The 14,769-nt window shown below is 30.1% G+C and carries 9 protein-coding genes; all 9 read left to right on the forward strand.

Translation table 4 applies throughout. The features are described from left to right. The first annotated feature begins 76 nt into the window (after positions 1 to 76). The 9 genes from AACK91_RS06870 (at position 77) to AACK91_RS06910 (ending at position 14,769) form a co-directional block, all read left to right on the forward strand. Positions 77 to 3,031: a chromosome segregation protein SMC gene (locus tag AACK91_RS06870; protein ID WP_338965423.1), complete on the forward strand. Its 2,955-nt coding sequence runs from the start codon at positions 77 to 79 to the stop codon at positions 3,029 to 3,031. A 91-nt stretch (positions 3,032 to 3,122) separates the two neighbouring features. After that, positions 3,123 to 4,445 carry a phosphate ABC transporter substrate-binding protein gene (gene ptsS / locus AACK91_RS06875; RefSeq protein WP_338965424.1) on the forward strand — a complete coding sequence of 441 codons (1,323 nt, stop codon included), beginning with the start codon at positions 3,123 to 3,125 and terminating at the stop codon, positions 4,443 to 4,445. 2 nt (positions 4,446 to 4,447) lie between these two features. Beyond that, on the forward strand, positions 4,448 to 6,550 hold the full coding sequence (gene pstA, locus AACK91_RS06880; RefSeq protein WP_338965426.1) for a phosphate ABC transporter permease PstA: 2,103 nt from the start codon (positions 4,448 to 4,450) through the stop codon (positions 6,548 to 6,550). Then, positions 6,550 to 7,359, forward strand: a complete 810-nt coding sequence (gene pstB / locus AACK91_RS06885) for a phosphate ABC transporter ATP-binding protein PstB (RefSeq protein ID WP_338965428.1) — start codon at positions 6,550 to 6,552, stop codon at positions 7,357 to 7,359. Before pstA ends, pstB begins: the two co-directional genes overlap by 1 nt. A 26-nt stretch (positions 7,360 to 7,385) precedes the next feature. Then, complete coding sequence (gene phoU / locus AACK91_RS06890) at positions 7,386 to 8,045, forward strand: phosphate signaling complex protein PhoU (RefSeq protein ID WP_338965429.1); 660 nt, start codon at positions 7,386 to 7,388, stop codon at positions 8,043 to 8,045. Positions 8,046 to 8,174: 129 nt separating this feature from the next. Continuing rightward, positions 8,175 to 9,851, forward strand: coding sequence for a phospho-sugar mutase (locus AACK91_RS06895; protein ID WP_338965431.1), 1,677 nt, complete (start codon positions 8,175 to 8,177; stop codon positions 9,849 to 9,851). Positions 9,852 to 9,885: 34 nt separating this feature from the next. Next, entirely contained in the window at positions 9,886 to 12,168 is a 2,283-nt protein-coding gene (locus tag AACK91_RS06900; RefSeq protein ID WP_338965433.1) for a 2-oxo acid dehydrogenase subunit E2, read from the forward strand. A 62-nt stretch (positions 12,169 to 12,230) separates the two neighbouring features. Then, positions 12,231 to 13,172, forward strand: coding sequence for a 3'-5' exoribonuclease YhaM family protein (locus AACK91_RS06905; RefSeq protein ID WP_338965434.1), 942 nt, complete (start codon positions 12,231 to 12,233; stop codon positions 13,170 to 13,172). Positions 13,173 to 13,410: 238 nt separating this feature from the next. Continuing rightward, the gene (locus tag AACK91_RS06910) at positions 13,411 to 14,769 is read left to right on the forward strand and encodes an FAD-dependent oxidoreductase (protein ID WP_338965436.1); all 1,359 of its coding nucleotides are present in this window, start codon (positions 13,411 to 13,413) and stop codon (positions 14,767 to 14,769) included.

A 14,769-nucleotide genomic window follows, 5' to 3' on the forward strand; every position in this document is an offset into this window, starting at 1 on the left:
AGTTAACTTTTATAGAATAATTAATAAGGAATAATTCGGTTTGTTATTAGGTTAAATTTTAAGGAAGTGAAAATCAGTGCTATTTTTGAAAAAACTGGAGGCGTTTGGATTTAAGTCATTTGCTGACCCATTAACTGTCAATTTTGATCATAAAATGATTGGAATTGTTGGACCTAATGGGAGTGGAAAATCAAATATTAATGATGCAATTCGTTGATGTTTAGGTGAACAATCAATTAAATCACTGCGTGGAAATAATAGTGAAGATGTTATCTTTAATGGTTCTGAAACAAAATCAGCTTTAAATATGGCAGAAGTAAAATTAACTTTTGATAATACAAAACGAATTTTTGCAATGGATTATGATGAGATTGAAATTGTTCGTCGTGTTTTTCGAGGAACAGGAGAAAATGAATATTTTATTAACAAACAACGGGTACGTTTAAAAGATGTGCAAGATTTTGCGATGGATAGTGGTTTAACAAAATCATCACTAGCTATTATTTCACAAGGCAATATTAATGCTTTTGCAGAAGCAAAACCATTAGATCGTCGTGCTTTATTTGAAGAAGCGGCGGGGGTTTCAAAATACAAACGACGAAAATTAGAATCATTAAAAAAATTAGAACGTTCAAATGAAAATTTAGCTCGTCTAAAAGATATTTTAAATGAAATTGAACGAAAGTTACCAAGTTTAAAACGGCAAAGTGAAAAAGCTTTAAAATATACTACCTTAAAGGATAAATTAAATGAAATTGAATTATCGGTTTTGGTTAAGGATATTACTTTTTTTAATGATAAATTATTTGAATTACGTGAACAACAAAAAACAATTACAAGTACAAAACAAGAAGCAGATCGTGAATTAAAAAATAAAGAAATTGAATATAATGAATTGAATAAAGAAAATTTTAACTTAGATACAAAAATTAGTACTTTAAGTAGAGAATTTCAGAGTTTAGTTTCAGAAATTAGTGATTTAAAAGTTCATAAAATTGAATTAGATAATAAAGAAGCTGCTTTAAAAATGTCAAATAATGATATCACAATTACTAATATGCTTAGTGATTACAATGAACTAACTTTTAATCTCCAAAATGAACAAGAAAAATTAGAAATTTTGGAAAAACAACAACTTGAATATCGTAATCAGCGCAATGATTTTAATGCAATTCAAGCTAAATTAAATGAGAATCTAGGGGCAATTAATAAAACAATCGTTCGTTTAGAAAGCGATTTAGAACGAGCACAACATAAGTTTGAAAATCAAGATAATTTGCATGAAGGGGTTAAAAATATTATCAACAATAAAAATGTTTTACCCGGTATTATTGGGTTAGTACAAGAAATAATTAATGTTGATAATAAGTATGAACAAGCAATTGTGACAGCTTTAACGGGACGGTTACAAGATATTTTAGTTAAAAATGTTGATAGTGCAAAACGAGCAATTTTATATTTAAAACAAAATCGCGCTGGACGGGCAACTTTTATTCCATTGGATGTTATTTCGCCGCGTTTTCTTAGCGGTGATGAAGAATTTGTGATTAAGTCAGTACCCGGATATTTAGGTTTAGGAAATAATTTAGTTAAAACAAGCAAAGAATATCGCATTGCAATTGATTATTTATTAAGCCGTTATATTATTTGTGCCGATTTTGATGTTGCCCAAGAAGTTGGAAGATTAACAAAATATCGTTACAATATTGTTACTTTGGATGGGGAGGTAATTCGCCCACAAGGAGCTGTTTCGGGTGGTTCGCGCCGTAATAAAATGACAATTGTAAATCCAGAAAAAGAGCTTAATGAAATTAATGGGCATTTAGAAGTTAAGGGTGATGAACAACAAGGAATTATCCAACAGTTAAGTACAATTCGCCATCAATTAGATGAAGTTAATGAAATTATTGCTGAAAATCAGGCTTCAATTGGTGCGGCAAAGCGGCAAATTGAAATTATTAAGCATGATCAGATGAAATTGCAAAGTGAATACCATTTGTTAACAGCAAAAAATATTGATGAAACAAAATTAGAAGAAAATCAAGAGGTTCTTAATATTGTTGATAAAATTAAGCAAAAAGAACTTTTAAAAACAAAATTAGAACAACAATTAAATGTTGCCCACAGTTTGAAAGATAAACAATCATTCACCATTAATGAATTGAATAATTATATTTCAGAAAAACGTTATTATATTTCCGCTTTACAAGACCAAATTAGTAAAATCAACACTGATTTATCGATTATTAATGTTAAAATTCAACAAAATTTAACACGATTAACAGAAGAGTATCAAATGACATATGATCATGCCAAAACATTAGAATTAAAAGTAATTGATAATGAAGACTTGATTCGTGATGAAATTAAACAATTACGAAGTGATTTAGCGCAAATTGGTAGTGTTAATTTAGAAGCAATTGATGAGTATAAGGAAGAATATGAACGTTTCCAGTTTATGAATAATGAATATAATGATTTAAATGATTCAGTTAAAAATTTATTAAAGTTGATTGATGAAATGGATGCTATTATGGAAGAACAATTTGATAAAACAATCAAAGAGGTTAATAAAAATTTACCATCAACTTTTGAAGTTTTATTTGGTGGTGGGTCAGCAAAAATTATTTATACTGAACCAGAAAATTTATTAGAAACTGGTGTTGATATTAAAGTATCACCACAAGGAAAAAATATTACTAATTTAAATTTATTATCTGGTGGTGAAAAATCATTGGTTGCGTTATCAGTTCTATTTGCGATTTTAAAAGTTCGCCCAATCCCGTTAGTTATTTTAGATGAAGCAGAAGCACCGTTAGATCCAGCAAATGTTGAGCGTTTTGCTAAATACATTCGTACGTTTGTTGAGGCAACCCAGTTTATTGTTGTTACTCATCGAGTTGGAACAATGGAAAATTGTGATGTCTTATATGGGGCAACAATGCAACAAAAAGGGGTAACAAAGATTGTGGGAATTAAATTGCAACAAGCTGAGGAAATGATTCAAGATTTTGAAAATAAAAAAGCATAAGATATTTTATGATTTTTTATTTTTTTGATACAATTAATGTAAATAAATGAGCAAAGTTAAAAATATATTACAGCGGGAGGAAACTTAACGGATGAAGCCAAACGAATCTACTAAAGCTTTTTCAAAGAAACAAGAAAAGAAAAATTTCTTTAAAACTTTAGTAGGAGAGATTAGCAACCATAAAATGATTACTTTAATTGGTTTTGTTTTAGTGTTAGTAATATCAATTGTTATTTGAACAGTTGCTTCGGCGAGTAATGTTATTGTCGCGGGGGGAAGTACTTCTGTTGCACAAGTGATGGCAAATATTACCGAGCAGTATAAACGTGATAAAAAAGAAGACATTCTATATAATTCATTAGGAAGTGCAGCTGCTTTAGTTGGCGTTAAAAATGGGAGTTATGCTTCTGGGTTTTTATCAAAAGATTTTAATTCTACGCCAACTCAAGGTGATAATCGTGCTAATGCCCAACAATTATGAGAAGATTATCAAACATCTCGTTTTGTGTTTGCCCGTGATTATATTGTACTGTTTTATCATTTACCAGCTGGTTGTCAAATTAATCCTACGCAAGATTCATTACATTTTGAAAGTTTTTATGGTGGAAAAGGAACAGAATTGATCCGTCGAATTTATACGGATACTAATTTTACTTGACAACAAGCTTTTGGTTCACAACTAACTTGTAGTGGTGGGAGCAATAAGTTTTATACTTTAACCCGAGAAGCAGGAAGTGGAACAAGAGATTTCTTTGAATCAGCAGTAATTAAAACCAAAAACTATGATACAAATCAAGTTGCAGCATCAAATGGTGCGATGTATCAAGCTGTTTCAACTACGCCAGGATCAATTGGCTTTATTTCGTTTTCGTATCTTAAAACAATTATTGATGATAGTCGTTTAGGAATACAATCAATTGCGAGTGTGATTGGCCAAAGCACAACGACACCAGAATTACCATATAAAATTATTGATAAAAATTTAGAATTTAATCCAAAGTATTCTTTAACCCGACCATTTACCGGAATTATTAATTATCGTGGTTCACAATTTGATAAGGCATTAGCTTTTATTGCTTTAATGTTAGACCCGTTGCCATATGCAAAAACAAAGCAGTATTTGCGTAATGGTCAGATTAATCCGTATTATGACTCGAATTTTAAATTAAGTGTTCATGATGCAGCATATTGATATATTGAAGAAGGAGAAGAACCCTTAACATTTGATGATATTTTCTTCCGAAAATATAATAATAATACAGAATTTGCAAAAAGCGGCAAAGCAACACCTAATGAAAAAGTTCCATGGAATTTTAGCGCAAATTATAGTAGTATTTGAGATACTATTTTACAAAAATTCCCTGGTAAATATCAGGCGTATCCTGGTTATGAATATAATGGATCGGAGAATTAACGATGGCAAATAAAGATGTTAAAGAAGTTATGACAGCAGATAGAAAACCAGTGCGGGAAAAAATGCGCATGTGACGTATTCGCTTTGCCAATAATTTTCGTGGTCGAAAACAATTAACTGATTTTGGATCTAAAATTATTATTTATAGTTTTGCGATTTTAACAATTTTAATTTTATTAACTTTAGTTGGTTTTATTATTTATAAATCAATTTATTTTTTCCAACATTATCCAGGTGGTTTTTGAGGATTTTTATCTGGTCAAACCTGAAATGCTAATAATAATCAATTTGGAATTTGACGAATTGTTATTGCTACTTTCTTTGTTTTATTAATTGCGTTACTTTTTGCAATTCCGTTAACAATTTTTTCTTCATTATATATTTCAGAATATTTAAGTCCAACGATTAAACGTCGTGTGATAGGAATTATTCAATTGCTAGCAGGAATTCCTTCTGTTGTTTTTGGGTTATTTGCCTTAGCTATTTTAGGACCGTTATTTATGTTAATGGGAGCACCATCAACATCAAACTTATTGGTAACATCAATTACGTTAGCATTTATGGGTTTACCAATTATGATTTCTTTATCAATAAATGCGTTAGAAAACGTTCCCGATTCATATCGGTTTGGATCATTAGCATTAGGTTTGAGTAAAACACATACCACTTATCGCATTGTGTTACGATCAGCATGGTTTAAAATTATTACAGCCATTATGATGGGGGTTGCTCGAATTATTGGGGAAACAATGGCTGTTATGATGATTGCCGGGAATGCACCTGATGGATTAAAAGTTGGGAATGGTTTTCTTAATTTTATTTTTTCATCAATTGCGACAGTAGCTTCAACAATTGGGTTAGAAATGTTAGAAAACTCGGGACCAATGCATGAGTCAGCTTTATATGCTATTGGTTTGGTTTTATTTATAATTGTTTGTATTATTAATATTTTTATTATTTCATCGCAAGCTTTTAATAAGCGTAAACGAAATTATCATACTCGTAAAACAACAAAAAGTTTACGTTTAAGTAAATCATATAATGGTAATAAAATTAATAAATTATTTTATGAACGAATTGAAAAAACACGGGGAATTAAAAAATTTAAAGATGGTTTAGGAATGTTCTTCCTAATTTCATCAACAGTGATTGTGGTGTCTTTTACCTTAATTATTTTAATTACTATAATTTGAAAAGGTTTATTTGGAATGGTTTGGCACGACTTAATTTCGACTTCAACATTTGATGGCGGTGCGGGAATTCTTTCAACCTTTTTTGTCACCTTGTTATTAGTTATTTGTTCAATGATCTTTGCAGTGCCATTAGGTTTAATGGTTGCGATTTATTTAAATGAATATGCTCGTCAAAGTAGTATTTTTGCCAAAGCAGTTCGCTTTGCAATTGATGTTTTATCATCAACACCAAGTATTATTTATGGAACATTTGGATTAGCATTCTTTATTGGTGTTTGTCGGTTGCCCCTATCAGTTTTAGCATCAGGATTAACTTTAACAATTGTTATTTTGCCAATTATGATTCGTAGTATTGAAGAAGCTTTAGCGGGAGTCGAAAATTCAATGCGAAATGCTTCGTTAGCTTTAGGGGCAAATAAAACATCAACAACCTTAAAAGTTGTTTTACCAAACGCAATGCCAGGAATTGTAACAGCAATTATCTTAGCAATTGGGCGAGTAATTGGGGAGTCAGCCCCAGTTTATTTAACATTGGGAACCGCTGTCCGGTTGCCAATTGCTGGGTTTATGTCCCCAGGAGCAAGTATGACAACGCAAATTTTAATGTTATCAAAGGAAGGCGCAACAGCTGATGCGATGCGGATTATGTTTGAATTAGCTTTTGCCATTATGGTGTTAATTTGGTTATCAAATAGTTTTGCCCATATTTTAGGGAAAAAATTTGCTCCAAATTATGTTAAAATTGGATTTAAGCAGAAGTGAAAAATGCGAATTAATAGTTTAAAATTTTTCTTTTCAAAAGAAAACTATCTTCATCAAAAAGAAAACGTTACTAATTTTTGAAGAAAAATTGGACCTAAGAAAAAACAAACAGCAAAAGAAGACAAAGATGATAAGAAGGGAGAACAATAATGGATCCGAAAGTAATCATTAATAATCCAACATTTGATTCATCAGACAATAATCCAGATTTAATTGAAGTAAAACATGTTGATTTTTTCTATAAAGGAAATAAACAAGCCCTTTTTAACATTTCAATGAAAATTAAAGAAAATACGGTAACTTCTTTTATTGGTTCATCAGGGTCGGGGAAATCAACATTATTACGATTATTTAATCGAATGAATGATGTTGAGCTAAAATCCGTTGTTAAAGGTGAAATTCTAATTAATGGAAAAAATATTTATAGTCCTGAAACAGATATTGTCAAATTAAGAACTGATATTGGTATGGTTTTTCAAAAACCTTCACCATTTCCAATGTCCATTTATGATAATGTTGCTTATGGACCACGAAACCAAGGGATTCGTGATCGAAAACTTATTAATAGTATTGTTGTTGAAAGTTTAAAACGAGCAGCATTGTGAGATGAAGTAAAAGATAATTTAAGAGATTCTGCTTTTGCTTTGTCGGGTGGTCAACAACAACGACTTTGTATTGCTCGTGCCATTGCGATGAAACCAAAAATTTTATTAATGGATGAGCCAACAAGTGCGTTAGATCCAATATCAACATCAAAGATTGAAGAATTAATTACACAATTGAAAAAAGATTTTACAATTATTTTAGTAACCCACCATATGCAACAAGCAGCACGTGTTGCTGATTATACTGCTTTTTTTGCAAAAGGGAAATTAATTGAATATAATAAAACTAAGATTATTTTTTCACGTCCGGCTAATAAAAAAACGGAAGATTATATTACTGGTCGTTTTGAATAATGACAGAAAGGAGAAGGAAGGAAACGATGAGCGTTAAAATTGAAAATGATCTAGCCCAAACAAAACAAATGATTATTGATATGATTGCGATGACAAAAAATCAATATGATGATATGGTTAAGTGTCTTGAGGAAAATGATATTGAACTTGGGAAAAATGTGATTTCTTCTGATGAGACAATTAATAAAATGCAAGAAGCTTTTATTGAAGTTTCATTATGAAAAATTGCAAAACAACAAATGGTAGCAAAAGATTTGCGACGAGCAGTTGGTTTTATCTTAATTGTTAAAGAGGTTGAACGGATTGCTGACTATGCAAAAAGTATTTGTCGCTACTATATTAAATATAAACCCTCAACTAAATTAATTAATTTTTTAAAAAAATTAGTTGCTAAAGTTATTGAAATGCTAACTGAAGTATCAAATATTTTTGAAGAAGAACGAATTGAATCGGCATATAATATTTTAAAATATGATACTGAATTAGATAAAATTTATAAAGTTGAAAATGATGCATTAATTGAAAAAATCCGAGAAGCAAAAACTAAAGAAGAAATTAAAGTTATTACACTAACAATGCAACAATTACGTTCAATTGAACGAGCAGGAACACACATTATTAACATTGCAGAAACTTTAATTTATATTATTGAGGGAAAAATCTATGACTTTGAATTACCAATTTAAAATAATCTTCTTTATGAAGATTATTTTTTATTAATAACATTATTGAAAATAAATAGTGATTTACTAGTAATTTGTTATAAATATTATAAAATAAAATTGTTAAAAAGGTGATTTTAAAGGAGAATTGATATGTCATATTTAGATAATTTAAAGTTATGGAAAAATGCTAAAAACTTAGATCCAACATTAGAAACTGAATTTCAACAAATGTCTGAGGTTGAATTAATTGCTGCTTTTTCGAATGATCTGGAATTTGGAACAGCTGGGTTACGAGGATTACTTGGTCCTGGAACGGGCAAAATGAATTTATATACAATTAGAAGAGCAACATTGGCATTTATGCAATATTTAAAGAAAATTTATTCAGAAACTGATTTAAAAACAAAGGGTGTTGTAATTGGCCATGATAATCGTCATTTTTCTACTGAGTTTGCACAAGAGGTTGCTGATATTTTTGCTAATAATAATATTAAAGCAATTTTATTTAATAATAATGATTTACGACCAACACCAGTTGTTTCCTATACTGTTCGTAAAATAAAAGCTGCTGCCGGTGTCATTATTACAGCTAGTCATAATTCACGTGAGTACAATGGTTATAAGATTTATGATCATAATGGTTGCCAATTTTTACCTGTGGCAACCGATATTATTGGAGCAAATTATTTGAAAATTAAAGAAGAAGTTTTTAATTTAACATTAAAACCAGATCCAAGTTTAATTACTAATGTTCCTTTAACAATTGAAGAAAATTATATTGCCGATGTTAAAGTAATGCAGTTTTATCCAAATCAAAAACGTAATATTAAAATTGTTTTTTCTAATTTACATGGCACAAGTAAAGACTGAACACCACGAATTTTACAAGACTGTGGATATGAAGTTATTATTGTTGAAGAACAATTTGCCAATGACCTTAATTTTACTTTTGCGCCCAATCCAAATCCAGAATTAACTGAATGTTATGATTTAGCATTAAAATATGCCAAAAAGGTTGATGCAGATGTTATTATTTTAAATGATCCAGATGCTGATCGTTTGGGAATTGGGGTTAAGATTGCGGATAAGGAATACTACTTAATGACAGGGAATGAAACTGCCCCAGTTTTAATTGAATATTTATTTTCACATTATAAAAAGAACAACACACTACCTCAAAATGGTGTATTATATAATACTTTTGTCACCGGTAATTTATCAGATAAAGTTGCTGAAAGTTATGGTGTTAAGGTTATTAAAACATTAACTGGTTTTAAATGAATTGGTGATCAAATGAGTAAAGCAGATAGCAACGGAGTTCAGTTTTTATTTGGTTTTGAAGAAGCATATGGTTATGTTTTAAAAGATATTACTCGTGATAAAGATGGAATTCAATCATCGGTGGTATTAGCTGAAGCTTGTTGATATTATCACCAACAAGGAAAAACACTTTTTGATGTCTTAGTTGAACAATATGATAAATTTGGATATTTTTACTGTAATACCGTTAATTTAGTTCGTGATAGTGTTGATGGAAAGACAATTATTAAGAGGATGTTGCAAAAATTGCGACAAGAAGAGATTGCTAGTTTAAACGGAATTAAATGTATTAAAAAGGAAGATTATCTAAATGGGTTATATAATATGCCAGGACAAGATTTACTAAAATTTTATTTTGAAGACGGTAGTTGATTTGCTGTTCGGGCAAGTGGGACAGAACCAAAAATTAAGTTTTACTTTGTTTGTGTTGATAAAACAAATGAACAAGCAAAAGCAAAAATGGAAGCAATGTATCAAGAATTAGAAACTAATTATTTAAATACTTAAAAGTATGCTAAGATATATTTTAGGGGGTTACTAAATGGCAAAGATTATATTTGAAGCTGATGACAATCGTAAAGGTATTATCGATAAACTTTTTGTTAAAAATCAACAAAAGGTGCAAGCAGGAGATAAAATCGTTAATGTCATCACTCAAAATAAAGTATATGAAATAAAAACGCCAGAAGCTGGTGAAGTACAAAATCTTATTGCTTATGAAAATAAAGTTATTAATAGTGGCGATGTTTTATTAGAAATTGTGCCACCAGAACCCGCTCTTAATGACCAAAAATATGAAACTAGTCAAGATTATAATACTAGTTCTTTTCGTGGTTCATCAAGATATAATGCAGCTAATAATCCATCAATTGATATTAAAAAATCAGAAACTGAAATTTTTCGTGAAGAATTAATTGAAACATTATTAGCTCGTGAAGTTACCGGTGAAAACCCTAAAAATGATTTTGAACCAACAATTGAGCTAAACTCAAAAGGAACAACACCGCAACAAGAGAAACAAAATTTATTTCAAGATAATGTTAGTACAACATCATTTTTATTAAAAGATAAAGTTGAAAATGTTATTGAAAATATTCCAAATGAAAATAATATTGAAACCTTGAAAAAGGATCTTGGCCAATTAAAAGAAAATTTAACAACAGTTAAAGATGATTTAGAAACAATTAATATTAAAGAAGAAATTATTGAAGATATTGCACATTTAGAACGAGACTTAGCATTATCAGCAGAAATGAAAGAAAAAACGCAAAACTATGATGAAATATCAAATACGTTGATTCACCGTATGTATACAGATATTCAAGAAGAGTTAAATCAAGAAAGTAATGAAAAAGAATTAATTTTAGATGATGATAATCCCGAAACAATTTATTTTAGTGAAGATTTAACATTAGAAGAGTTGGGAGAAGATATTGCTTTATCTGCCTCAAATATTGATGAAATGAAGACTGATTCAAAGTTAGGACATAATGTTTTAAGGGTAACAGACGTAGTTTCAACAAAACAACATAATAATGGACCTTCCGAATCCCATCCTCATCATTCAGAATCTGTTGTTCATCATAGAGAACCAAAACCTCATGCAGAATATCACACAATGTCTATAATCAATCATAAAGAAGTAAAACATGATGAGCCAGTAAAAACACATCATTCTGTTTCGGATCCAAAGACCCACAGTAGTCATAGTGAATCTGCTCCAGATCGAACAGAAGTAAAAGGACATTATGCTCATTCTGAAACGCACCCGGTTTTGCATTCTGACACCTCTGAAGGTTTAAAAACACATGTTTCGCATTCAAAACCAGTAACTCATTTGAGCTATCATGTTGATGAAGATGCTAGTTCTGGTTCAGAAACTGTTTCGCACCCAAAACCACATGCTGGGTCTCATTCAACATCTACGGTTCACCATAAAGAAGTAAAACATGATGAAGAAGTAAAAACACATCATGCTGCTTCACATTCAAAGGTACATAGTGGTCATAGTGAATCTGCTTCGCATTCTGTTGAAACAAAAGCACATTCGGCAGGACATTCAAAATCACATGTTGAAACATCAGAACATATGCCAGACAAAGCAGTTCTTGACAATAATGGTAAAGTATTACAAGCTGATCAAGTTAAATTAAATCATCAAGCAATCACCCGGGCAAAAGTAATTATGGAAAGCAGAAAGAATATTGCTCATAGTTTTATTGATGTTGAGGTTGATGTTAGTGAATTAGTTAGTTTATTATCAATCATGCGAGAAGCATATTTATCAAATGAGCTTGAATTAACATTATTACCATTTTATATTAAGGCAGTTTATGAGGGTTTAAAAAAATTCCCAATTTTAAATGCATCATTTATTAGTAAAGAACATGCCCTTTTATTAAAATGATTTTATAATATTGCTTTTAGTGTTGATATTGATGCGGGGATTAAAATGCCTGTTTTATCTAATTTAAAAAATGAATCAATTAAAGAAATTGCGGTAAAAGCAACAAAATTAATTGAACAAACTATTAATGATAAATTAACCGACAAAGATTATCAAGATGCATCATTTTCAATTGTAAATTATGGTGAATATGGAATTACGCGGGGAACTTTTACCATTCCAGAAGACAATGTTGCTGGAATTGCAATGGGAATTATCTTTAAAAAACCAGTTGTTGTTGAAAAAAACGATATTACAATTCGTGATATTATGATAATTACCCTTGGTTATAATGAAGCTGTGATTTATATTACTGAAGCAAGTAAGTTTGTACATTATGTTGCATATTTATTATCAAATCCAGGATTATTGTTATAAAACAAGAAAGTGATGTTTTTCTTCATTATGCATTTCTTTATTTTTAGAAAGGAAAAAAGACAATGAATATTAGGGACTTAACGAAAGGGACCAATAATATTGAATTAGTGGTCATTGCTGATAAGGTAACACAAGGAACTGCTTCAAATGGGAGTACTTATTTGTCAATAACATTAAAAGACCGCACAGGAACAATTGAAGCACGATTATGAGATGCTCGTCCTGCTGATATTGAATGTTGAATTAAAGGAAATTGTTATAAAGTAAATATTAATATTATTGAATATCGAAAAGTGTTACAATCAAAAATTAATACTTATGACATTATTGATAATGATAGTATTAACTTAGAAGATTTTATTGAAGTAGCACCACTTCCACCTGATGTAATGTATGATGAAATTATTACTACAGTGCAAGCAATGCAGACAACAGAATATCGTGAAATTATGACTTTAATTTTATCAAAATATGGGGAACAATTTAAAATTTGACCAGCAGCAGTTCGCAACCACCATGAAATTAAATCAGGATTAATTTGACATAGTTTAACAATGTTAAAAATGGCAAAGAATGTTGCTAATGTATATTCTGATCGGTTAATTGATTCTGAACTTTTATATTGTGGTGTTATTTTACATGATTTGGGAAAAGTTATTGAAATTACAAGTGGAGCAACTAATGATTTTTCATTAGAAGGAAAATTAATTGGTCATATTTCAATTATGGCAAATGAATTAAACCATATGGCTAAAATTAATGATTTAAATTCTGAGAAGATTATTTTATTAGAACATATGATTTTAGCTAGTCATGGTCGTTTAGAATATGGGTCACCAGTTGAACCACATTTACTAGAAGCTGAAATTTTATCATTTTTAGATAATTTAGATGCGCGAATTTATCGAATTGATAAAGAATTAGAAAAAACGTCAGTTAATGAGCAAACACAACGTTTATTAGCGGTTGAAGGACGTTGATTCTTAAAACACTTTGAAAAATAAGCGATATCCTAGTCAAAAAATACCAAAATTTTTGAAAAATTTTGGTATTTTTTCAGTTTTCTTACCTTTTTCGTGTGTTTTTCTTTTCTATTTTTTATGGCAGGTATATAATAAAGGTACGGTATGATTTAATTTTCAGGAATATATGCCGCATTTTTAAATATAACTATGGGCATTTTTTTAGTTAGTTATATCGAAAAAACCAAAAATACTGTGAGAACAGAGAAGGAGAATATAAATGAAAGTTATTGTAGTCGGAACTAATCATGCGGGGACAACTGCTGTTAGAACCCTAAGAAGATTAGATCCTAAAGCAGAAATTGTTACTTATGATAAAAACAACAATATTTCGTTTTTGGGATGTGGAATTGCATTATGAGTTTCAGGAGAGGTAAAGGATCCAAAAGGCTTATTTTATGCTTCACCAGAGATTTTACAAAGTGAAGGTATTAAAGTAAATATGGAACATGAATTATTATCAGTTGATAATAAAAGTAAAAAAATTCGTGTTAAAGATTTAAAAACTGGCAAAGAATTTGATGACAATTATGACAAATTGATTTTAGCAATTGGTTCATGACCAATTATTCCAAACATTGAGGGTATTAACCAAGAAGGTGTTCATATTGTTAAATGATACCAACACGGGGAATTGGTAAAAAAAGCAAATGATGATAAAAATATTAAAAATGTGGTTGTGTGTGGAGCAGGATACATTGGCGTTGAATTAGTTGATGCTTTTCACCAAAAAGGAAAAAATGTGACCCTAGTTGATATTTCAGATCGTATTATGCCACGTTACTACGATAAACCATTTACTGATAAAGTTGAAAACGCAATGCGGGAAGCGGGCGTTAATTTACGTGGTGGCGAAAAAGTTATTAAATTCGAAGGAAACAATAACAAGGTAACAAAAGTAGTAACCGATAAAGGTTCATATGATGCTGATTTAGTAATTTGATCAGTTGGATTTAAACCTGCCACAGAAATTATAAATGGTGTTATTGATTTAGATAAAAATGCCGCAATTATGGTTGATAAATATATGAGAACTTCAGATCCAAATATTTTTGCAATTGGAGATTGTGTTGAAGTTTATGATAACGCTAAAAAAGCACCAGCATATATTGCTTTAGCAACAAATGCTGTTCGAACAGGAGTTATTGCTGCTGTTAACGCTTTAAAACCAGAAGGTTTAGCATCACCAGGATTCCAAGGTTCAAATGCAATTAATGTTTTTGGTTGAGCATTAGCTTCAACAGGAGTAACAGAAACAGTTGCAAAAGATCTTGGTTTTGATTATGAACAAATTACTTTTACCGATAATGATCGTCCAGAGTTTATGGAATCTTATCAAGAAGTTTTAATTAAGATTCTTTGAGATAAAAAAACAAGAAAAATTATTGGAGCACAAGTTGGTTCAGTAGCTAATCATACAGAAGTTATGTATATGTTTTCATTGGCTATTATGAAAGGAGTTACAATTGATGAATTACCATTAGTTGATATTTTTTTCTTGCCACACTTTAATAAACCATATAACTTTATTACTTTGCCAGCATTAGGGGTACTAGGTTTAAATTACTTTAAAAAATAA

This window comes from Spiroplasma endosymbiont of Sarcophaga carnaria (genome assembly GCF_964019595.1).
Taxonomy (GTDB): domain Bacteria; phylum Bacillota_I; class Bacilli_A; order Mycoplasmatales; family Mycoplasmataceae; genus Spiroplasma; species Spiroplasma poulsonii.